19 protein-coding genes and 1 pseudogene are annotated in these 23,673 nt (G+C 39.0%); 11 read left to right on the top strand and 9 right to left on the bottom strand.

The features are described 5' to 3' along the window. The first annotated feature begins 67 nt into the window (after nt 1-67). Both ppdK and CCE82_RS07245 read left to right on the top strand, forming a co-directional pair. The gene (ppdK, locus tag CCE82_RS07250; protein WP_086428745.1) at nt 68-2,692 is read left to right on the top strand and encodes a pyruvate, phosphate dikinase; all 2,625 of its coding nucleotides are present in this window, start codon (nt 68-70) and stop codon (nt 2,690-2,692) included. Further along, complete coding sequence (locus CCE82_RS07245) at nt 2,682-3,509, top strand: pyruvate, water dikinase regulatory protein (RefSeq protein WP_420822107.1); 828 nt, start codon at nt 2,682-2,684, stop codon at nt 3,507-3,509. Before ppdK ends, CCE82_RS07245 begins: the two co-directional genes overlap by 11 nt. 250 nt (nt 3,510-3,759) lie before the next feature. Here CCE82_RS07245 and CCE82_RS07240 read toward each other — a convergent pair. The 5 genes and pseudogenes from CCE82_RS07240 to CCE82_RS13350 all read right to left on the bottom strand — a co-directional run. After that, a pseudogene (locus CCE82_RS07240) lies at nt 3,760-3,984 on the bottom strand (IS110 family transposase); the annotation flags it as partial. A gap of 830 nt (nt 3,985-4,814) precedes the next feature. Then, the gene (kdpC, locus tag CCE82_RS07230; protein WP_086428742.1) at nt 4,815-5,378 is read right to left on the bottom strand and encodes a potassium-transporting ATPase subunit KdpC; all 564 of its coding nucleotides are present in this window, start codon (nt 5,376-5,378) and stop codon (nt 4,815-4,817) included. Between the two features lie 10 nt (nt 5,379-5,388). Then, a complete protein-coding gene (gene kdpB, locus CCE82_RS07225) occupies nt 5,389-7,413 on the bottom strand; it encodes a potassium-transporting ATPase subunit KdpB (RefSeq protein WP_086428741.1) in 2,025 nt (674 codons plus the stop codon). A 15-nt stretch (nt 7,414-7,428) separates the two neighbouring features. Further along, complete coding sequence (gene kdpA / locus CCE82_RS07220) at nt 7,429-9,105, bottom strand: potassium-transporting ATPase subunit KdpA (protein WP_086428740.1); 1,677 nt, start codon at nt 9,103-9,105, stop codon at nt 7,429-7,431. A 25-nt stretch (nt 9,106-9,130) separates the two neighbouring features. Beyond that, nucleotides 9,131-9,211 carry a potassium-transporting ATPase subunit F gene (locus CCE82_RS13350; RefSeq protein ID WP_086428739.1) on the bottom strand — a complete coding sequence of 27 codons (81 nt, stop codon included), beginning with the start codon at nt 9,209-9,211 and terminating at the stop codon, nt 9,131-9,133. Between the two features lie 167 nt (nt 9,212-9,378). On the opposite strand from CCE82_RS13350, the gene CCE82_RS07210 reads away from it, so the two are divergent. Then, nucleotides 9,379-11,997: a sensor histidine kinase gene (locus tag CCE82_RS07210; RefSeq protein WP_086428738.1), complete on the top strand. Its 2,619-nt coding sequence runs from the start codon at nt 9,379-9,381 to the stop codon at nt 11,995-11,997. Between the two features lie 17 nt (nt 11,998-12,014). Then, nucleotides 12,015-12,704, top strand: a complete 690-nt coding sequence (locus CCE82_RS07205; RefSeq protein WP_086428737.1) for a response regulator transcription factor — start codon at nt 12,015-12,017, stop codon at nt 12,702-12,704. Between the two features lie 635 nt (nt 12,705-13,339). Here the strand turns inward: CCE82_RS07205 and CCE82_RS07200 are convergent. Beyond that, nucleotides 13,340-13,528, bottom strand: coding sequence for a hypothetical protein (locus CCE82_RS07200; protein WP_086428736.1), 189 nt, complete (start codon nt 13,526-13,528; stop codon nt 13,340-13,342). 183 nt (nt 13,529-13,711) lie between these two features. Between CCE82_RS07200 and CCE82_RS07195 the strand changes: the two genes are divergently transcribed. Next, nucleotides 13,712-15,040, top strand: a complete 1,329-nt coding sequence (locus tag CCE82_RS07195) for a sodium-dependent transporter (RefSeq protein WP_086428735.1) — start codon at nt 13,712-13,714, stop codon at nt 15,038-15,040. Between the two features lie 414 nt (nt 15,041-15,454). Here CCE82_RS07195 and CCE82_RS07190 read toward each other — a convergent pair whose 3' ends face one another. Further along, on the bottom strand, nt 15,455-16,780 hold the full coding sequence (locus CCE82_RS07190; RefSeq protein WP_086428734.1) for a carboxylesterase family protein: 1,326 nt from the start codon (nt 16,778-16,780) through the stop codon (nt 15,455-15,457). Nucleotides 16,781-17,008: 228 nt separating this feature from the next. Between CCE82_RS07190 and CCE82_RS07185 the strand changes: the two genes are divergently transcribed. From CCE82_RS07185 to CCE82_RS07165, 5 genes are all read left to right on the top strand, one after another. After that, entirely contained in the window at nt 17,009-17,908 is a 900-nt protein-coding gene (locus CCE82_RS07185) for a PLP-dependent cysteine synthase family protein (protein ID WP_086428733.1), read from the top strand. Continuing rightward, on the top strand, nt 17,908-19,050 hold the full coding sequence (locus CCE82_RS07180; RefSeq protein ID WP_086428732.1) for a bifunctional cystathionine gamma-lyase/homocysteine desulfhydrase: 1,143 nt from the start codon (nt 17,908-17,910) through the stop codon (nt 19,048-19,050). Before CCE82_RS07185 ends, CCE82_RS07180 begins: the two co-directional genes overlap by 1 nt. Before the next feature lie 524 nt (nt 19,051-19,574). Continuing rightward, entirely contained in the window at nt 19,575-19,850 is a 276-nt protein-coding gene (locus tag CCE82_RS07175) for a hypothetical protein (RefSeq protein ID WP_240507186.1), read from the top strand. A gap of 357 nt (nt 19,851-20,207) precedes the next feature. Continuing rightward, the gene (locus tag CCE82_RS07170; protein WP_086428731.1) at nt 20,208-21,236 is read left to right on the top strand and encodes a LysM peptidoglycan-binding domain-containing protein; all 1,029 of its coding nucleotides are present in this window, start codon (nt 20,208-20,210) and stop codon (nt 21,234-21,236) included. 270 nt (nt 21,237-21,506) lie between these two features. Then, a complete protein-coding gene (locus CCE82_RS07165) occupies nt 21,507-22,106 on the top strand; it encodes a TetR/AcrR family transcriptional regulator (RefSeq protein WP_086428730.1) in 600 nt (199 codons plus the stop codon). Nucleotides 22,107-22,192: 86 nt separating this feature from the next. On the opposite strand, the gene CCE82_RS07160 is transcribed toward CCE82_RS07165, so the two are convergent. Then, nucleotides 22,193-22,468 (bottom strand): hypothetical protein, encoded by a 276-nt coding sequence (locus CCE82_RS07160; RefSeq protein ID WP_086428729.1) that lies wholly within the window; start codon nt 22,466-22,468, stop codon nt 22,193-22,195. Nucleotides 22,469-22,771: 303 nt separating this feature from the next. Between CCE82_RS07160 and isaB the strand changes: the two genes are divergently transcribed. Further along, complete coding sequence (gene isaB, locus CCE82_RS07155; protein WP_086428728.1) at nt 22,772-23,287, top strand: immunodominant staphylococcal antigen IsaB family protein; 516 nt, start codon at nt 22,772-22,774, stop codon at nt 23,285-23,287. Nucleotides 23,288-23,382: 95 nt separating this feature from the next. On the opposite strand, the gene CCE82_RS07150 is transcribed toward isaB, so the two are convergent. Next, entirely contained in the window at nt 23,383-23,643 is a 261-nt protein-coding gene (locus CCE82_RS07150) for a type II toxin-antitoxin system Phd/YefM family antitoxin (RefSeq protein ID WP_086428727.1), read from the bottom strand. Between the last annotated feature and the right edge of the window lie 30 nt (nt 23,644-23,673).

Genomic DNA, 23,673 nt, shown 5'->3' with positions numbered 1-23,673 from the left:
TTTCTCATTAATGTGACATACTCTTATTTATTAGTATGACATATTAAATAGAGAGAGGTGGCTCAGTATGACAAAATACGTTTATGCATTTGATGAAGGCCAAAAAGATATGAAGGATTTACTTGGCGGGAAAGGGGCCAATTTATCAGAAATGAAGCGTTTAGGTTTACCGGTTCCTGATGGCTTCACGATAACGACAGCGGCATGTATTGAATATTTAGAGCGTGGTGAACAATTGTCGGACGAGGTTAAAACACAATTACAAACGCAATTGGAGGCTTTTTCAGCGCGTACAAACAAAGCGTTTTCTTCGGACGAAAATCTGTTACTTGTCTCAGTGCGTAGTGGGGCCAAAATTTCGATGCCAGGAATGATGGATACAATTTTAAATTTAGGATTGAATGATGAAAACGTTGAAAAACTCGCACGTAAGACAAATGATGCGCGTTTTGCTTATGATTGTTACCGTCGTCTATTACAAATGTTTGGTGAAGTGGTTTATGGTATTCCGATGGCCGCATTTGATACATATTTCGATACTTACAAAGAGAAAAACGGTTATCAAAATGATGCGGATATTCCGGCTGAAGGGTTACAAGAAATTTGTGAACACTATAAAACGGTTTATATTGAAGAAGTGTACAAACCATTTCCACAAAATCCACTCGATCAGTTATTAGAAGCAATAGAAGCTGTATTTAAATCGTGGGATAATGACCGCGCACGTGTGTATCGTGATTTGAATGACATTCCGCACAATATCGGTACAGCTGTCAACGTTCAAGAAATGGTGTTCGGAAATAGTGGGCCTCAAAGTGGGACAGGTGTGGCATTTACACGTAATCCTGTTACAGGTGAAGCAAAGTTATTTGGAGAATACTTGTTGAACGCACAAGGTGAAGATGTCGTGGCAGGAATTCGTACGCCTCAAGATATTGCGACATTACACGAGCAAATGCCACATGTTCATGAACAATTTGTCGCTGTGGCCGAACAACTCGAACAGCATTATCAAGATATGCAAGATATTGAATTTACGATTGAAAATGAAAAGCTCTATATTCTCCAAACGCGTAACGGTAAACGTACAGCGAAAGCCGCGATGCAAATTGCTGTTGATTTAGTCGAAGAGGGTGTCATTTCGAAAAAAGATGCGATGACCAAAGTCGACGTGAAATCGATCGACACGCTCCTCCATCCAACGTTTGAAGCACAAGCGTTAGAAGCGGCGACTGTGATTTCAAAAGCGGGCTTACCTGCGAGTCCAGGTGCTGCAACGGGTAAAATTGTGTTTTCAGCAGAAGAAGCGAAACGTCAAGCTGAAGCAGGCGAAAAGGTCATCTTAATGCGACCAGAAACGTCACCAGAAGATATTGAAGGCATGATTGCGAGTGAAGCGATCGTAACGACACATGGTGGAATGACATCGCATGCTGCCGTGGTTGCGCGTGGTATGGGTAAATGCTGTGTGACAGGCTGTGCAGACCTTGAAATTAACACACGTGAGAAAACAGTGACGTATGCCAATGGTCAGTTGTTTGAAGGCGATGAAATTTCTGTTGACGGGGGACAAGGCGATATTTATGCAGGTATCGTGGAGACGACAAGTGCTGAACATAGTGAGGCATTCGAACAATTTATGGCATGGACGGAAGAAATTGCACGTTTAGACGTTCGTATGAATGCGGAAACGACGCCAGACATTGAAGCGGGTTATCAGTTTAATGCGCAAGGTATTGGTCTCGTACGTACAGAGCATATGTTTTTCGGTGCAGAACGATTAGTAGAAATGCGTCGTTTTATCTTATCTTCAGACGATGAGACAAGAACACAAGCTTTAAATCACATTCGCACATATCAAACAGAAGACTTTGAACAAATTTTCCGTTTATCAGGCGAGCGTCCAACGATTGTGCGTTTACTTGATCCACCATTGCATGAGTTTTTACCAAAATCTGATGAAGAAATAGAGAGTGTTGCGCAACAATTAAACATTTCTACGGCACAGCTCAACCAACGTATGGCAGAATTGCATGAAACGAATCCAATGTTAGGGCATCGTGGTTGTCGTCTCGCGATCACATATCCAGAATTGTATGTCATGCAAGTCGAAGCAATGATGAAGAGTGTCGCGCAATTGAAAAATGAAGGTATCGCATGTCATCCAGAAATTATGGTGCCGCTTGTCTCTACTGTCGAAGAATTTAAAGTGTTAAAAGCACAAATTCTTGAAGCGATTCAGCAAATTGAGACTGACACGAATCAATCACTGCATTACTTAATTGGAACGATGATTGAAACACCGCGCGCTTGTGTGATTGCAGGTGACCTTGCGAAAGTATGTGATTTCTTCAGCTTTGGTACGAATGATTTAACACAATTGACTTACGGCTTTTCACGTGATGATGCCGGAAAATTTATTAATGACTATGTGAACCAACATATTTTAGAGGTCGATCCATTCCAAACTTTAGATGTTGACGGTGTGGGCGCACTCGTACGAAATGCTTCAGAACAAGCGAAAGCGGCGAATGCGAATATTAAAATTGGTGTCTGTGGTGAGCTCGGTGGTGATCCAAAATCAATCCATCATTTCCATCGCATGCCTATTGATTATGTGTCATGTTCGCCATTCCGTGTACCGGGTGCTAAGTTAGCAGCTGCGCAAAGTGTCGTTGAAAGTGAGGGATAATATGCCAACCGCACCGCAATTGACCATTTTTATCATTTCAGACTCTTTAGGTGAAACCGCACAACGTATGGTGCACGCGGTCATGAGTCAATTTCCAAAGCTGACACAGATTGAAATGAAGAAATTTTCATTGATTGAAAGTGAGGAAGCGCTTCTTAACGTGTTAAAACTTGCTAAAGAACGTCAGGCGATTGTCGTAACCACTTTAGTGACAGATCACTTTAATGCGTTGGGACAAGCGTATGCAGCAGAACATCAAATCCCTTACATTGATTATATGTCGCCACTCATGCAACACGTTCAAGCTGCAACAGGGCACGTGCCTGTCAAAGAGAAAGGGAAAATTCGTGAGTTAGATGAAGACTATTTCAAACGTATCGATGCGATAGAATATGCAGTCAAATATGATGATGGCAAACATTTCACAGATATTGAAGAAGCGGACGTCCTTATCGTAGGTGTATCCAGAACGTCTAAAACACCATTAAGTATGTATTTAGCAAACAAAGGGTATAGAGTCGCCAATATTCCGTTAGTGCCTGAAATCGGTATCCCTTATGACATCGTGAAGGACAAAAAATTGAAAGTCATCGGTCTCACAGCAAGTCCCGAATACATTATGAGCATTCGTACAGAGCGTGTGAAAGTGCTCGGCATGAAAGGGAAACAGGCGTATTACAATGATTTACAGCGCATCAAAGCAGAACTCGCATATGCTGAAGAAGTGTTTAGACAGCTTAATGCGACGGTGATTAATACAGAATACCGCTCGATTGAAGAATCTGCGTTTTATATCGAAAAGATTTTACAAAAATAAAGATTTGATGATGTGGACGAGGACAAATTTTCGACATCAAGTCAAACAAGCACATCGAAATTTTACGTCTAATTCATTCTTATTTTTCGATGATGCTATCATAAGTCTATATATAAGATAGGTGCTAGGAAAAATTGTCCATCCCCTTTCCTACGATTTGGCAAGGGTTCAATAATTAAAATTGACATTACTGAACTAGACCGTCCAATTTTTACTTTTTTGAATAAGGTGTTATGATTATATGGTTTCGTTAGTGTGGTGCTTTCTGATAGTCATATAATTTATCATTGACTATCAAGTAGTGAATGGTCTTTAATAAGCGATTAATACTCGCTATTACGGCAGTCTTGTGGGCTTTCCCATGAGGCTGCTCTCTTAATTTATAATAATAATCCACAATGTGACTTTGATAATGTTTTCTTCCCCTAAGAATGTTCATAATGATCAAATACAATAAACGCCTTGCTTTTTTAGATATGATTTTCTTTTATTAAGCGGATATAGGTATGATGAAGGTACGCAAATTATTTTTGAAGGAGTGGCTTATGAACTTAACCAAAATGCTATTTAGTCTTGTGTACATTATGACACCATTAACTTACATAATTGTGTATAGCGTATTGACTTTAATCAGAGGAAACGATGTATTCACAGCAATCCATCAAATGTTACCTATGATTGCGATTTATTATTTTATCGCTAGTATTATTATAGCAATACTATTCAAAAAAATAATGAGAGAGATTGAAAGAATAAAGGCAAAGGAACAATAAAAGGGTAGTTAATCGATTTCAATTCGTAGCCCGCCAATCGTTTAATAAGGGTGAACATGACCTTTTTTAAGCCATTTATTCATAAACAACACGCTTAAAAAGGGGGGGACATAAAAAATTTTGATGATATTGATGCAATATATTGTTTAACTTGCCCTTTCGTGATGAAGTGTGTTTTTGATTGCCCTCATGGCTTCGCGTTTCTTAGGGGCTGGTCTTTCAACTAACTAACGCTTGATTAAACTGTTACATTTGTTGAAGCGTTAGTGGATTTTCCGGACCAGCTAATCCCTCAAGAGTCTCAGCCTTCTGGCAATCATACTCCAAATACTGGAACAGAGGGCAAGTTTCTGATATAAAGACAATCCATATCATCCACTTTTTATGTCCAATTCTTCCTTGTTTTCGTCGTTATTATCATCAACTGTAGATATAGCTCCACGATAAATAGGACTGGGAAAACTTAATGCCCCAGTCCCTTTCCTATATGAACACACGATATGTCATTTTTATTAACACATGGGTCTTAAAGCTAACGACCTGACATTTGATCTAATGCAAGATTTAGCTCTAACACATTCACATAGTCATCATACATCGTGCCTTGATGGGCTTGTTTGGAAATGAGTTGATTGAGTTGTTCGGATGACAAGTTTCGTTGTTGTGCAATGCGCGCGACTTGTTGTTTTGCGTTACCTACAGTAATATCCGGGTCTAAACCTGAACCGGATTCTGTAACGGCATCAATCGGCGTAGGGTGACCGTTATGTTGTTTTAAATCTGCCGCTCTCTTTTTAAGTTCAGGGTGCCCATTGGAATAGTTATGACTACCCGAAGCGACACCATTTTCTTTTAACATGGTTGGATCCATATTATATTTTACAGCACTCACACGACCGTGAAAGTATTGCGGTTCATCCCACTGTTGTCCAATGAGCTTAGAACCCACGACTTGATCCTTTTGTGTGACAAGGCTTCCGTTCGCTTGCTCATGAAACACCGTCTGTCCTATTGCTGTGACAGCTAATGGAAAGATGATACCACACAAAATCATTGTCATCACAACGAGGCCTATACTACTTCTTATCGCTTTCATATTCATCCTCCTATATCCACCATTGAATGATGAGATCAATGAGTTTAATACCGATAAATGGTACAATCATGCCGCCGAGTCCATACACCAACATATTTTTCATCAATATTGTCTCAGTCGAAGCTCCTTTAATGCGAACCCCTTTCATCGCAATAGGAATTAACAATGCGATAATGAGGGCATTAAAGATTAACGCTGATACAATTGCAGATTCAGGGGAGTGCAAATGCATAATATTAAGCTGACTCATTTGGGGGACAGTGACCATCATCATTGCCGGTAAAATCGCAAAATATTTGGCAATATCATTCGCAATACTAAATGTTGTCAATGCACCTCGCGTCATCAGCAATTGTTTACCGATTTTGACAACTTCCATTAATTTGGTTGGGTTGGAATCCAAATCAATTAAGTTGGCGGCTTCTTTTGCGCTTAAAGTCCCTGAGTTCATCGCAAGTCCAACATTTGCTTGAGCTAATGCAGGCGCGTCATTTGTACCATCACCTGTCATCGCAACAATGTGACCTTTTTCTTGTTCTTCTTTAATGACTTTGATTTTATCTTCCGGTTTACATTCTGCGATAAAACGGTCGACACTCGCTTCTTTTGCGATGGTAGCGGCAGTTAATTCATTGTCACCTGTACACATCACTGTTTCGATGCCCATTTGACGCAATTCTTGAAAGCGTTCAACGAGCCCTTCTTTAATGACATCTTTTAAATAAATGACACCTAAAATTGTTTGGTCTTCTACAACGATTAAGGGTGTACCGCCTTTACTCGATACTTCTGTCACGAGTGTTTCAACATTTTCGGGCACGATACCGCCGCGTTGCTTTACATATTTCATCATACTATTAGGTGCACCTTTAAAGACGGCACGATCTCCTATGATGATACCGCTCATACGTGTTTCTGCTTTAAAGGGTCGATAGTCACCTTTGACCTCGTCTGGCAACTGAACAGATGAACGTTTTGCTAAAGTGACAATACTTTTGCCTTCAGGTGTATCATCATAAACTGAAGTTTCATATGCTGCGATGAGTAATCTGTCGTACCACTCTTCTCGAACCGGTAGCAGTGATTCAGCTAAACGGTTACCGTAAGTAATGGTACCTGTTTTATCTAAAATTAATACATCCACATCGCCACATGTTTCGATAGCACGTCCACTTTTAGCTAAAATATTAAATTGTGTAACGCGGTCCATCCCAGCAATACCAATGGCAGAAAGTAGTCCACCAATCGTTGTCGGTATTAAGCATACAGTCAATGCAATTAATGTCGCAATGGGCACATTCAGCTTTAAATATTGTGCAATCGGATAAAACGTTAAAATCACAACTAAAAAGATAATCGTTAATGTAATGAGTAATGTGAAAAGTGCGATTTCGTTAGGTGTTTTTTTGCGTTGTGCCCCTTCGACGAGCGCAATCATTTTATCTAAAAATGTAGACCCTTCTTCACTGTCTACTTCAATAATAAGCCAATCTGATGTCACAGTTGTTCCCCCAATGACGCCTGAGAAGTCACCACCTGATTCTTTAATGACAGGTGCAGACTCTCCGGTAATGGCAGATTCATCTACCGTTGCAATGCCTTCAATTATCGTGCCGTCTGATGGGATTGTTTCTCCGGCTTTAACGAGAATGCGTTGACCGCGTTTTAATGCGGAGGCGTCAATCGTTTCATATTGTTCATCGCCTACAATACGGCGGGCAATCATATTAGATTTTGTTTTTCGAAGACTGTTTGCCTGTGCTTTACCGCGTCCTTCTGCGATAGCTTCTGAAAAATTAGAGAACAGAATCGTCAATAATAAAACGATAAAAATCGTGAATAAATACGGTCGTGACATACCATAATCTGTAAAAATCTGTGGGACGATCGTCATGATTAAAGTTAAAAACATCCCTACCTCTACGACAAACATGATTGGATTTTTGATGAGATATGCAGGGTTTAATTTAATAAAACTCTCTTTAATGGCTTGTTTGACTATCGCACCATTCAACACATGAGATGACTGATTCATACAACATATCCTCCTTTATTTTAATGATAAAAATTCGCCAATAGGTCCTAGCAATAATACGGGTAAAAATGTTAACCCACTTAATAAGATGATAAAAAGGGTAAGTGAAACGCCAAAGAAAGGTTTGTCGATCGCAATCGTCTGATCCTCTTGTTGATATGCTTTTTTATTCACTAAACTTGAAGCAATCATGATTTGTAAAATGATTGGGATATAACGCGCAATCAACATCACGATACCTGTTGAAATATTCCAAAACGTTATACCATCTGCTAGACCTTCAAATCCAGAACCATTATTTGCAGAAGCGGATGTCATTTCATAAAGTGCTTGTGAGATACCATGAAACGAAGGATTTGTAATCGCATCACTCGCACCAGGCACAATAAAAGCGAGTGCAGTTGCGACTAAAATCAATATCGGATGAATTAAGAACGTTAACGCAATCAGTTTCATTTCCCGTCCTTCAATTTTCATACCTAAATAGTTAGGTGTTTTTCCTACCATTAAACTACAAATAAATACGGTTAATAAGACGAAAATCAGCATATTCATGAGTCCGACACCTTCACCCCCGAAAATGGCGTTAAGCATCATTAATACTAAAGGTACAAAACCACCAAAAGGCGTGAGTGTGTCATGCATGTTATTGACTGTACCTGTTGTAAATGCTGTCGTAATTGTCGTGAAAAGTGCTGAAAGTCCAGGACCCAATCTGACTTCTTTACCTTCCATATTCGGACCGACAATGCCTAAATGAGACAGAACAACATTGCCTCTATACTCTGAAATCACGGCAATCGCAAAGAAAACTAAGAAAAATAACAACATTGTCCCGAAGATGACATAAGCATGTGCATGAATTTGCTTTCCGCTTTTAGTCAACATTCTCCCAAATAGAAAAACCAGTGCACCTGGAATCAACATCATACTTAACATTTCAATATAATTGGACCATACAGTTGGGTTCTCGAACGGTGTGGCAGAGTTGGCACCTAAAAAACCACCACCGTTTGTCCCTAAATGTTTAATCGACTCTAAGGAAGCAATAGGGCCATATGCGATGTGTTGTATTTTTCCTGTTATCGTCTGAATGGTTAAGTTGCCTTTTAATGTTTGAGGTGTCCCCTGACTCATTAAAAGTATGCTCACAATCAATGACAATGGCATTAACACACGGATAATAAAACGGACCACATCTTGATAAAAATTGCCGATCACGTCTGTCATGCCTGTTAATCGACGCAACATCGCAATACAAACTGCGTAACCTGAAGCACTAGACGTAAACATCAAGTAGGTGATGACAATCATTTGAGTCAAATACGTGAGACCTGATTCACCTGCATAGTGCTGTAAGTTCGTATTGGTTAAAAATGAAGTCACCGTGTTAAATGCCAACGAAATAGATTGATTTAAATTGTGATTAGGATTTAAAAAGAGCCATTGTTGAATGAGTAATAAGACGAACGTCAACATGCCCATGAGCCCATTAAATAATAGAAAATGTTTAAGGTAAGTCTTACCCGACATGTGTTCTAATTGAGTTCCTAAAGCTTTATAAATCACTTTTTCAACACCTGAAAATACTTTGTCTGCAGGTGTCGGGGTTAATAATGCAACACTATATAAGTAGCGACTTAATAAAAGTGCACATATTAAAAAGATGATTAAAAAGATAACGATTTCCATGTTTTCCCTCCATCAATAACTGTATTTAAAACTTTTCACTGTAAATTAAGGCATATGCTAAATAGCCAATTAATGCGATGACAATAAAACCTAATACGCCAATCATCTCTTGACCTCCTTCTTATTGCAGAAATCATTATATAAAAACTTATATAAGGAGATTATTAATATTTGCGTAGTTTTATTAAGAAGTTATTAAGATAAAGAAAAACGTATTTTTTTATAGAAAATGTAAGATTTGAAGTTTATGATGAATGAGAAGAGGTGAAGCATATGGAGCGTAATCCAACGATAAAAAGAGGGTCATTAACGATATACCTTGGTTATTCTCCGGGTGTTGGTAAAACGTATGAAATGTTATCCAATGCGATAGACGCTTATCGTGAAGGCGCTGATATTAAAATTGGTTACATAGAGCCACATCAACGTAAAGAAACCCAAGCTCTAGCTGAACAATTGCCAGTCATTCAAACAAAATCTAAAAAGCATGGCAGCCATACATTTCAATACTTAGACGTGGATCAAATTATTGAATCAGCTCCGGCCATTGTCCTGATAGATGAATTGGCGCATACGAACATTTCAAAAGAACGTCATGAAAAAAGGTATATGGATATTGAAGAAATTCTTTCGCACGGAATTGATGTGCATACGACGTTAAATATTCAACACATTGAAAGTTTGAGCGAACAAGTGGCATTAATGACAGGGGTCAAAATTAAAGAGCGGGTGCCAGATCAATTGATTATGTCGAGTGACGCGATTGAGGTCATTGACATTTCACCTAAACAACTCATCAATCGACTTAAAGCAGGAAAGGTCTATAAAAAGGAACGACTCGATACAGCATTCAGCCACTTTTTTACGTATGAGAACCTTTCGGAATTACGAGAATTAACACTCCGAACAGCCGCAGACATGATGAGTCAAAAGGAACATCTATACAAGAAAAACACTGATATTACCCCACATGTCGCTGTCGCCATCAGTGGGAGTATCAGTAACGAAACGGTCATTCGAGAGGCACGGCGTATCGCCAATCGTGAACATGCACAATTTACCGCAGTTTATATTGACGTATTTGAGCATGAAGGTAAGCACGATTCTAATGAAAGTCAGGTCCACCAAAATTTAATGTTAGCCCAGTCGTTAGGGGCATCGGTAAAAGTGATATACGATAATCAAATCGCGTCTGGTATCGATGATTGGTGCAAATCCCAGAAAGTGACCAAACTCGTGATGGGTCAACATATGAACGACAAATGGAATACATGGTTTAAGCGCCCTCTAATTGATCAGCTACTAGACTTAAAACATCATTATAAAATTGAAATTGTACCGATTAAGCATATCCAAACGAAAACGAAGCACGACCGCCAAAACCAAAATATACAACAAAAGCGTTGGACAGTGGATATTTTTAAGATGATTACAATACAAGCGATTTGTGTACTTTTAGGTTTATGGGTATATAGCACAGGCAGAGGTGAGCAAGACACGATTATTTTGCTCTTGTTTTTATTAGGAATCATTGTGTTAAGCATGTGGACCCAATCGTATCTCATCGGCTTTTTTGCGGCTATTTTAAACGTGTTTGTCTTTAATTTCTTTTTTACTGTGCCAAGGTTTACTTTTGAAGTGTATCGCTTTGATTATCCTATCACCTTCACCATCAGCATTATCGTTAGCATTGTGACGAGTGGATTATTAAAACAAATTAAGCATCAGTACATCGTCACGAAACATCAATTGTATCGGACAGATTTACTGTTACAATTTAATGATTCGATCAAACAAACCTATACGATTCCTGATTTATTAGTTAATGCAAGACATCAAATCCAACACCTTTTAAATCAGGAAGTAACGATTTACTTAGTTGAGGATGAAAAAATTTCAAGAACGATTCCAGTTCAAGGGCCCCATACAGATGATTCCAGACATCAACAAGCGTTGAGTTGGATTATTAAAAATCAAAAGCGTGCGGGAGCAACAACGGACACTTTTCCAGGCATCCAATACTTATTGATACCGATAGGAACAAAGCCGGTCAAAGCGATTGTTTCAATACATTTTTCTGAAGCACAAATTATCGATTCCTATGATAATTCTATTTTAGAGTCCATGCTGAATGAAATGTCGCTTGCAGTAGAAAACTTGAGCTTACTGCGTCAAACGCGTGAATCGATGCTACGGGCTGAACGAGAAATGACACGCTCTAATTTTTTACGTTCGATTTCGCATGGTATACGTACACCGTTAACGTCTATTATCGGCAACTTGGACGTATTACTACTGGATGGCAAAGGAATGCCTTGCGAAGAACAGCATCAGTTGATTTCGCGTTCATTTGACGAAGCGCAATATTTACACATGCTCGTTTCCAATATTTTATCTCTCACTAGACTTGAACATTCGAATATGAAGTTGAATCGCCAACTGTATCTTATAGAAGAATTAGTAGAAGAAATCGAATCAGTGGTCGAGCGGAGACGATTAAACGATCAAGTTAAAGTAACAGCATTTCATGAGATTTGCTTTGTCAATATTGATAGCAAGCTCATATTACAAGCGATTTTTAATTTGATAGAAAATGCTTTAAAACATACACCGCCTAAAACACCGATTACTTTAATGATCAGTAAAAAAGAACAGCATATTTTATTTGAGGTCATTGATGAAGGTCCGGGATTATCTGATGAAGAACAACATACGATTTTCCAACCTTTTCATAAACATCAGCTCTTCAAAGATAATAAGAAAGACAGTATGGGGCTTGGGCTTTATCTTGTTCAGTCTATTTTAGAAAAGCATGGCAGCCAGTTAAAATATCGACAAAATGAACCACATGGGAGTCTATTTTATTTCAACCTACCTTATGAAAATGAATAAATTGAGGAGGCAATGCAGTGAATATTAAAATATTAGTTGTAGAAGATGATGAAGCGATAACGCACTTACTTGATGTTTCACTCACCCTTGATTATTATGAAGTGATCACCGCCAAAAATGGTAAGGACGCTCATTTTCAAATTCGTTCAAAAGCGCCAGATATTATTTTGTTAGATTTAGGACTACCTGATATCGATGGGTTAGATTTAATTAAAATGATACGTCAAACTTTCGATATACCGATTATTGTCATCAGTGCGCGATTGGATGAACAAACCATCGTTGAAGCATTAGATAATGGGGCGAATGATTACATGACAAAGCCTTTTAACGTGGATGAATTACGAGCTCGAATTAGAGTTGTGCAAAGGTTAAAAAATATGCAAAACAACAAAGATATCGTGTTTGAAAATGGCCCTTTAGTCGTTTCTTATCATTCGAAAACGGCCTGTATTCATGATCAGACGCTCAATTTGACACCGAATGAATTTGCTTTATTAGAATTATTATGTCGTCATGTCGGTAAAGTACTCACGTATGATACGATACTTAAAGCAATTTATGGTTATGTAAATAAATCAGAAATGCCGAGTTTACGCGTTCATATGACGTCGCTACGTAACAAATTGAACCAAGCGTATCCGTCATCCAAACAACTCATTATTACCCGACCGCGTATCGGCTATCAAATGCAATATTGGCATTAATACGGTTGAAACATGTCATTTGAAAAAATCAAACGGGGTGGGACATAATCATTTTTGATGCTATGGATGCAGTATTGAGTTTAGCTAACCCTTCCTATGATTTGTGGTATTAGATTGCCCTCATGGCTTCGCGTTCCCAGGGGACTTGTCTCAACTAGCCAACGCTTGATTGAACGATGACACTCAGGTGGCGTTGGTGGATTTTGGGGGCAGTACAGAAATCTCATTAAAACAAAGATTTCGTCGTACTGCCCCCGCAAGGCTGACTCGACTTCTCAAAAGCACACGCATTGAGAAGTCAGACAGCTACTGCGATAAACAGCAGCCACTATCAGAGTAAAGAAGTGACTGCTAGCAATATTCACTAATTCCCTCGGGAGTCTCAGCCTTCTGGGCAATCTTACATCAAATGCAGTCACTTAGGGCAAGTTGTTGAAATAGAGACCCCTATAACATTCTATGATGACATCCCATACATCCTCATTTTTGGCTGTTTTATCATCATTAATCGATATATGTCCATAAAAAGGAAATAACATTGGACGGTCTAGTTCAGTAATGTCAATATTAATTATTGAACCCTTGACAAATCGTAGGATAGGACTCGGAAAACTCAATGTTCTAGCTTTGATTTTTTACCGTATTTTACGATTTTGTTGTTTATTAGGAACGACAAAATACAAGACCGCAAAAACAACTATTGAAATAAACGTCACTGCTGCTGTAATGGTCGGACTTAAACCAAACAGAACAGACGACAAGACACATAACGTACTGATGATAATCGCAATCAAATAAATCCGTTCTTTTAATTTTTGTGACATAACGTCTCACTTCTTTTACAACTTAATCATATCAAAATACAACATCGTTTCAATACTAACATTTGATGAAATACTATAAAAAAATGGTCTTTCATTGTCGACAACCTATGAATGTGTTATATTGCAAGATGACTTGAACGATTCAACGTATTAAAGTAGAGAAATGAGAGAGGATGAACGGTTTTGTCGCAACGGTCACAATGGAAATCGTCAACCGGCTTTATTTTAGCGAGTGCTGGTTCTGCGATTGGTTTAGGCGCACTATGGAAATTCCCTTACATGGCAGGGATGTTCGGTGGCGGCGCATTTTTACTCATGTTTTTAATTTTCACCATTTTAGTCGGTCTGCCATTACTCATTATGGAATTTGCGGTCGGTCAGCTCGGGCGCACGTACACAACAGAAATATTTGGCAAGTTAACAGGGCGTCGGTGGTTAAATGGTATCGCTTGGATTGGTAACTTAGCGGTATTTATCCTTTTCAGCTTTTACAGTGTGATTGGAGGTTGGATTATCGTTTATCTCGGTTTTGTCCTTGCGCAATTGTTCCACATTGTGCCGACACAACTCCATGATTTACAATTTCAATCGATCATTAGTGAGCCGCTCTATGTCGTCACGGGACAGGTGATTTTTATCGGTTTAACATGCGCTATTGTTATGCGTGGTGTCCAACAAGGGTTAGAAAAAGCATCAAAAATAATGATGCCGTTGTTGTTAGTCTTTTTGATCATCATCGTAGTGAAAACATTATCGCTTGATGGGGCGATGGAAGGGGTTCGTTTCTTATTCCAACCGCGTGTCTCTGAAATCAATATGGAGTCTATGTTATTCGCACTCGGCCAGTCCTTTTTCGCGCTATCACTAGGGACAACGGGCATGATGACTTATGCAAGTTACGCTTCCAAAGATATGCCAGTTAAATCGTCAGCCGTTACGATTTTAGTGATGAATATTGCGATTGCCATTTTAGCAGGACTCGCGATTTTTCCAGCATTAGAAACGTTTGGCTATCATGCAAAAGAAGGTCCAGGCTTATTATTTATCATTTTGCCACTCGTATTTGAAAAAATGCAGTTTGGCACATTGTTCTATGCGATTTTCTTAGTGCTCTTTTTATTTGCGGCACTCACGTCGTCTATTTCATTATTGGAGCTGAACGTTTCGAACTTCACACGTAACGATAATCGCAAACGTCCAACAATGGCATTTATCGTAAGTTTAGGCGTCCTCATTGTCGGCGTACCGGCTACACTATCATTTGGACCACTCAGTCATATTCGATTTGGTGCAGGTTCCATTTTTGATAATATGGATTTTATATTTTCGAATATTTTGTTACCGGTCGGCGCGTTAACATCAACATTAGCGGTCGGCTATGCGATGAAAAAGGTGCAATTGAAAGATGCTTTTAGTAAAGATCCTCTGAAATTATTTGCGATATGGTACATTTTTATTCGATATGTGTTACCAGTTGTCATTTTATTAGTGTTTATATTGCAATTAGTGTAGAAATCGTAGGAAAACAGGACTGGGATAGTAAGTTTCCCAGTCTCAATCTTTTTATGGACATATATAGATTAATGATGATAAAAATGTCAAAAAATGAGAATGAATTGAACGAAAAAATTAGATTCTATGGGTTGACTCCATTTCATAAACTTGCCCTAAGTGACTGCATCTGATGTAAGATTGCCCAGAAGGCTGAGACTCCCGAGGGATCAGACGCAGTCGAAAATCCGCCAACGCCACTTGCATGTCATAGTTCAATCAAGCGTTGGCTAGTTGAGACAAGTCCCCTGGGAACGCGAAGCCATAAGGGCAATCAAATACTGCAAATCATTAGGCGAGGTAGTAAAACAAAATACTGCATCAATAGTAGCAAATATTATTATGTCCATCCTCTGTTTATTTGGGACGGTTATATTATTCATAAATGCGGTTGCCATCTAATGCGCTATGTTTGGAGAAATGGCACAAATCACGGATCATACTTTCGCGTAGTTCGGTCTCCCGCTCTGTTAATTCAAGGCCGTGTACTTCTAAAATGTCGAGCCGCCCCATCCAAAAAATCATGTCTAAAATGTGATAGGCAGACGAATAGTCCGGATGATCGCTACGAGACCAATTGAACGTCGCTTGCCATGTTGGTGTGACTTGTGACAACGCTTGATGCAGTTGTTGGAAGGGGGCTTTAAAATGCCAATTCGTAATAATGTCGCGCTGTTGTTGTGCAGTCGCAATGTCTTCAAGCGGAGGTATGGGACCACCTAAACGTTTAAGCACACGTTGAAATTGACGGGGTGCTAATTTTTTTTGTTCATTTTTAATATAAATGTCACCTTCAGCGGTTGTGCGCCCTAATAGTACAGGGACATTGACGTTCTGATAATCTGGTTCGATATCGTCTGAGTCAATCGGTTGATACAACAATTCCAAACCTTTCGACGGGCCATATTGTGCTTGATGTCTCGCCATTAATGTTAATACCGCTTCTGCATCGAGTTCGTTCCAAGGTGTCGTTGGATAATGTTGTGCATTTAAAGTTGCAAAGGCGTGTGCTTTATCTTGTGCGACTTGCGGAGATTCCAAATGTAAAATACCGCTTAGCATGACCGCATTTTTAATCCAAGGGCGGACTTTTGGCATACGCAACAATGCGGCAACACTCATCGCGCCGGCAGATTGCCCCATCAATGTAATATGGTCAGGGTCTCCACCAAACTGTGCAATATTTTCACGCACCCATTGTAATGCGCAAATTTGATCGGACAAACCATTATTCGCATCCCATTCCGAATTGATTGCGGACCAATTCAAGAAACCGAAAGCACCTAAACGATAATTCAATGTGACGACGATGACAGGTTCACGTTTAACGATTTCGTGAGGATGATACAATTCTTGTGCGCTATGGCCGTTGACGAAACTGCCTCCATAAATAAACACGATAACAGGCAGTGGCTGCACGGATGGCTTTGTAGGGCGCCAAATATTTAGAGTCAGACAGTCTTCACTCTGCGGGAAGTGTTGATCTTGTGTCGCGAAAAAAGACTCTAATGAATTCGGTGGTTGTATCGGGACGGGACCAAATGAAGTTGCGTAAAAATTTTCTGGCCAAGCCGGCATGAGTTGTGCATGCTTAAAACGTAATGCACCGATAGGCGGTTGGGCATAAGGAATGCCTTTAAATACTTCATAATCATGATGCTGTTCACCATGAATTGTGCCAATAGAAGTGTGTCGTTGCATCGATATCTCTCCTTTATGTCGCGTCATTAGTTTCATTATAACGTAAAAAAGATGTGTCGTTGATGAGAACAGGCGTGACCCGTTATGACAACATTCTTGAAAGTTACAATAATTGTTTTTTAAAAGAATTGATATTTTTCTGGCTCTTAGCATTGAAACCGACACACATTTAACTTATAATTCATATGTATTAACTAAGAATTAAACGGTTGAAATGAGGGGACAGTGTTGAGAAATTTTGACTTAATTGGGCAGACACCGCTTGTACAACTCGAGCATTATAGTACGGAGCGCGTCCAAATCTTCGCCAAACTGGAGATGCACAATCCAGGGGGAAGCGTGAAAGATCGGTTGGCCAAGTATTTAATCGAGCATGCGATTCAAGAAGGTAAGCTTCGACCTGGGGATCAAATTGTGGAAGCAACGGCAGGGAATACGGGAATTGGTTTAGCCATCGTTGCCAACCATTATGACCTCACGTGTGTCATCTTTGCCCCACAAGGATTTTCAGAAGAGAAGATTGCCATTATGCGGGCACTCGGCGCTGACATTCATCGTACATCACAAGCAGAAGGGATGCTCGGGGCACGACAATGGGCCGAAGCGTATGCTGAGGAGACGGGCGCTTATTATACGAACCAGTTTGAAACGCTTGATAATCCTGCTGCGTATCGAGATACATTAGCAGTCGAACTGATTGAGGCACTGCCGGATTTAGACTATTTTGTCGCCGGTGCAGGTTCTGGCGGGACATTTGCAGGTGTGGCAGAAGCGCTTCAGTCACATGATGTGAAGTCGATTGTCGTCGAGCCACCTGGTTCTATCTTAAGTGGTCAAGAAAAGGGGCGTCATGATACAGAGGGCATTGGCGTAGAAGTGTGGCCACAGTTTTTAAAGAGAGAATGGATTGAAGCGGTAGAAGTCGTGCCGGATGAGACCGCCTTTCAACACGTTAAAGATTTGGCACGTTATGAAGGCATATTAGCGGGGAGTTCTTCAGGTGCTGCATTAGAAGGGGCCATTCGAGCAGCAGAGCGATTAGATCAAGGGAAAGTGGTGGCAATCTTTCCTGATGGCAGTGATCGTTATATGTCGAAAAAGATATTTCAATACGGAGGAGATTTATAATGAATAAAAAAACATTACTCATTCATTGCGGAAATACAACAGATGATTATACAGGTGCAGTCACAACGCCAATTTATCAAACGAGTACATATGAACAAGATGCGATTGGGGAGTTAAGACAAGGCTTTGAATATTCACGTACAGCTAACCCCACACGTTCATCACTTGAGTCTGTCATTGCTGATTTAGAACATGGGAACTACGGTTTCGCATTTGGTTCAGGAATGGCAGCGATTAGTGCGGTCATCATGTTGTTAGACCAAGGCGATCACATTATTGTCGGTTCAGACGTGTATGGTGGCTCATACCGTGCTATGACGCGCGTCTTCACACGTTTCGGTATTGAATTTGACTTTGTAAATACGACAGATGTGAGCAATATTGAAGCAAAAATCAAAGACAATACGAAAATGTTATTTATCGAAACACCATCAAACCCATTGTTACGTATTACAGATATTCAAGCTGTGAGCGAAATCGGCAAGCAACATCAACTGATTACAGTCGTGGATAACACATTCATGACACCTTACTATCAAACACCTTTATCACTGGGCGCAGATATCGTTGTCCACTCAGCGACGAAATATTTAGGGGGTCATAGTGACGTTGTAGCTGGACTTGTCGCAGTTAAAGATGAGTCACTCGCAGAACGTATCGCATTTGTCCAAAACTCTACAGGCGGTGTATTGGGACCACAAGACAGTTATTTACTCATTCGTGGGATGAAAACATTAGCTTTACGTATGGAACAAATCGAACGCAACGCCTTAGCTGTCGTCGAAATGTTGAATCAACACGACAAAGTGACAAAAGTGTATCATCCAAGCCAACCATCACACTTGAATTATGATGTCCACCAAGCGCAGGCAGACGGTACAACAGGCATTATCTCATTTGAAGTAGCCGATGTTGAAAAGGCCAAATTCCTTGTGAGACAAACGAAATATTTCACATTAGCAGAAAGTTTAGGAGCAGTTGAAAGTTTAATTTCTGTACCAAGCTTAATGACACATGCATCCATTCCGGCTGACATTCGCGCAAAAGAAGGCATTGCGGACGGTTTAGTACGATTATCATTAGGTATTGAAGATACAGATGATCTTGTAGAAGATTTAAAACAAGCACTCGACCAATTATAAGTCACGTTGGATTGAGGGAGTAGTATATCTATTTTAATTGCTGTAAATGTTGTATTTTTACGGTTAGCTTCATGGATTCATGCTCCAGAGGCTGAATTGGATGTCCTAGTCCTTCTTTCCAAAATAACCATCAATCTCGTTTATAAAATCAATCACATTCGACTGAGTCATACCATGTTTCAATTCAAACATGGTATGGCTTTTTTAATAAAAGATTAAAACATACTAAGACATTAAATTTTTTATCGGCTTCCTTCTAATAGTGTTATTACGCACTTACAATGATAGAACAGTTGAAAATGAGGATGAATTTGACGCATAAATCGTAGGAAGAGGGCAAGTTAAACAAAATACTGCATCAATAGCATCAAAAACTTTTTGTGCTTCACCACCTTTAATTCATTTTTATAAGCGTGAAACCAATCTATTAAATAAAAATCATATGAAAATGTTATAATTTTAATAAGTTGGACAATTGTTGAACAAGTTGATATTGATGGTTTCAAATAGGAGGTGTAATGACTATGGTCAGAGTCATACATATCGTTAATGTTTTAAATTATTTATTTTTAATTGTAGGTGGACTCATTTGTGTGATGTTGACGATAGCCCTTGGTGATTTGTTGACATATTTCGAAGCAACGTCACTCGCTGTTGGCATATTTTCAGCTTGGCATTTGAACTCAGACGATGCCAAGTTAAGAAAAGTAGGATTAATTTGGTTTATCGTCGACATACTGAATATAGTCGTCCTCATTCCTTTAATTATTTTTGTATTATTTTTCGGAATAGGATTTTAACGATTGAAATGCATGGTTTTTACGATGGCGAAATATGGATACGTTTAATAGATAGCTTCACGTTTTATCATCATGAATAAATTTCTTTCTATAAAAATATTAAGCGTTCATATGTCGCACGAGCATGAAAGTTAGTTTAGAAAAATATATGAGAAAAGCGACTTTTGGGATAAAATCATCGCAATTTAACCGATTTTCAAACGAATTGGAGTAAATATATAGCCCTTATAAACGCCGGCATGTCGGTTTTTTTGTAATCATAATGTTATATAACAGACATATTTCTACATACATAAACAGTGTATAATATAAAACTGTATAAGAATAATATCTTCTATTTTATAAGGAGGGAAACGAATGCATAAAAAGTTCATGGCAGCGTTACTAGGAACAACAGCTGCTGCTACAGCATTAACTGCACATGCAGATGCCTCAACAACATATCGTGTTCAAGCTGGTGATTCACTTTGGTCTATTGCAACAAGATATAACATCACCATCGCGCAACTTAAACAATATAATGGATTAACGTCTAACTTAATCTTTCCAAATCAAGTGTTGAAGGTATCTGGCGGAAGCAGTACAACACGCTCAACGACACAAAGTTCAAGTCATAGCAGTGCATCATCTACAGTATATACTGTACGTTACGGGGACACTTTGTCAGGCATTGCAGCAAGATATGGAACAACATATCAAAACATTATGAAATGGAACGGCTTGGATAGCTTCTTAATTTTACCGGGTCAAAAGTTAAATGTAAGTGGTCCGGCAACAACATCAAGCCGCAAAACAAGTAGTACAACAACGAAGAGAACAACGAACACTTCTTCAAGAAATGCAACTTACTACACAGTACAACCTGGGGATTCATTGTCGTTGATCGCATCTAAATACGGCACGACATATCGACACATCATGGATTTGAACGGCTTAACATCGTTTTTAATTTTCCCAGGACAACAATTAAAAGTGAGTGGTAGTGCAGCTACGAAGTCATCAACAACGACTTCACGTCCGTCAACAACGCCAAGCTATAACTCACCTACATTTAATCATCAAAACTTATACGATTGGGGACAATGTACATGGTATGTCTTCAATAAACGTAAAGAAATCGGTCTGCCAATTAGCACGTATTGGTGGAATGCGAATGCATGGGATGATAATGCGGCGCGTGATGGTTACTACATCGACCATCGACCAACAGTAGGGTCAATTTTACAATCTGATTTAGGTTACTATGGTCACGTTTCTTATGTAGAGCGTCTTAATGCAGACGGTAGTATTTTAGTATCAGAGATGAACTTTACTGCAGCACCTGGCGTTTTAACATATCGTACAGTGCCAGCTTATCTTGTAAGTTCATTCAAATATATTCATTAATCAACAAAAGCGTGAGTATGCATAGTATGTATTGCTCACGTTTTTTATTGATATCGCGGCTTGTAGCATTGAAAAAATTTAGTCCTTTTTCGTTAAAATCTCAAAAGTTTGAATTTCATGTCATATACCATTAACAAATTGGTAATAAACAGTTGCTTACATACTTTTCAAATCTAGGATGATGGTGTTGATAGTAAACATTAAAGGGTATGATAAGATAAGAACGATGATACAAACAGAAGCGGTAGTGAGATGCAAAGGGGGAATTAGGTGGATCGACGAATTCGTAAAACGACAAATGCGATTAAAGAAGCGCTCATTCAACTATTAAAAACCGAAGCATTGGATAAAATTACGATACAACAAATTGCAGATACGGCTGATGTCCATCGCGCGACATTTTATCAACATTATTATGATAAATATGATTTGTTGGATCAAATTGAGTATGAAGTTTTAGAAAAGATGCGCTTGAACTTTAAGGAAAAAGCCAAACAGCTCAAAACGTTGAATAGTTTTGAAGAGGCAACGATCGTGTTCAAGGAAATTCCGAAAGCGATGTTAAACATGATTTCAGAGGATATTGAACGTTATCAAGTGCTTCTAAGTAGTGGGCGCAACCATGAAATTGAACAAAAAATTGGCGAGATGATTGCATTGAATCTCAAAAGTTTATTGGCGAATCCGAATGAAGTTGAAGGTATCCCTTTCCGTTATTTTCATGCTTTTGTGTTAGGAAGCATGTGGTCGTTAATGCGGACTTGGGTGATGGATGATGCGCGTTTGCCTATTGATGCGCAAGTGGAGAATATTTATAAACTGATGTATGAAGGTCCGTGGAGGATGATTTACCGTGAACATCGTACATAAAAAGGCGTAGAACAGAAATCACAATGTGACGTTGGATTTCATGTTCACGCCTTTATTTGTTGCGCAAAAAATAGACGTCGTTTGTCTTAACCACGTGCACGAATGGCTTGGATTTTTTGGATGCCACTCCATACTTGACGACTTGCTGAGAAGAATGACCATGCTTTTGTGAATTTACTTTTAGCGCCAAGTGATAAATAGAAGCTTAATACGACATCCACTAAGCCAAGTCCAACTGAAATGTAACTCAATTTACGGCTTTTTGAACGATAAATATAAGAGTTATAAAAGTCTACAACTAATGTTGCACCTGTTAAAGCAGTTGAAAGCACGCTTAATGATTTTTTAGATTTTTTAGCCATAATACTTCCCCCATTGAATTAGTATACTGTCACTCATTATAACATTAGTGGTAGGTTAAAACTCAACATATACACCTTCATTAAAATATTGCAGCCACTCCTTTTAGGTACAGAGTTGTAGAAAAATTTCCGTCCAATGACCGAAACACTTTCGGATGAAAATGTTACCTTAATTTGTTATCATTCGAGTAAGGAACAATTTGATATATAAGTTATTAAAATGTGGAAATTTTACTCTATAACTACAAATAACATAAATTCCTAATTTTTATATTAGTACTGAGAAAAAGAGGAGTGGTACAAATGAATCAAGTGACAAAAGTCGCAGTGGCGGCAACTTTATCATTAGGCACATTGTTAGGGGCAACAGCTGGTACAGGCGCACTCAATACAGAGGCGAATGCAGCAACTGAACAGCAAACACCTTATTACACATATAAAGGCTTATTTAATTTCAAGTCTAATAATGCATTAGAAGATAAAAACTTTTACCGTGCTTTACAACATGACAACTTTAAATACGATGGTTTAAAAGTCGGTCAATCTACATTTGATGACGTTAAAAAAGCAGTAGGGAATGACGTGAAAAAATATTATCAAGAAAAAGGTGTCACATATTACGAGAAAAATGACGTCATTTTTGGTATTGATAGCCAAGGCAAATTAGTGAACTTGACTTTATTAATTGATAAAGTGAGTCATAGTGACCAGTCTGTTCGCGACCATGTGAAACAAGGCGAAATTTACGATACAAAAACAACACAAGTCGCATTTTACTCTGGCAACTCTATTGTGATTAAAGCAAAAGAGAGCCGTTAAAACTAAGGGCGCGATGCGATGAGTAAAAGAAAACTCCGAGCTTTTTGTCAATGGATGACCAAAGCCTCGGAGTTTTTGTGTTGATAATGCTGTAGTTAATCATGTTTTGAGTTGTTCAATTTTACCTCGATCGTGCGACCCTGCTCAGCTTCCTCGATAGACTTAGCGAGACGTTGCGCGTTAGCAGGGGATTGTAATAAATAAAGTGTTTCCGTGAGCGAATGATAGTGCGCTTCACTCATTAACACAGCGTTCCGGTCATTTGTTGTGATCGTTACGACATCGTCATCAAGGTTGACTTGATCAATCAGTTTTCTAAGCTGTTGACGTGCGTTTGAATGCGTCAGTGTCGTCATCAATGATTCCCCCTTTATAGTGATGATATG

The organism is Staphylococcus cornubiensis (assembly GCF_900183575.1).
In the GTDB taxonomy this organism is placed as follows: Bacteria; Bacillota; Bacilli; order Staphylococcales; family Staphylococcaceae; genus Staphylococcus; species Staphylococcus cornubiensis.
Note: the sequence above shows the minus strand (reverse complement) of the source record. Positions and strands in the feature narration are given on the sequence as shown.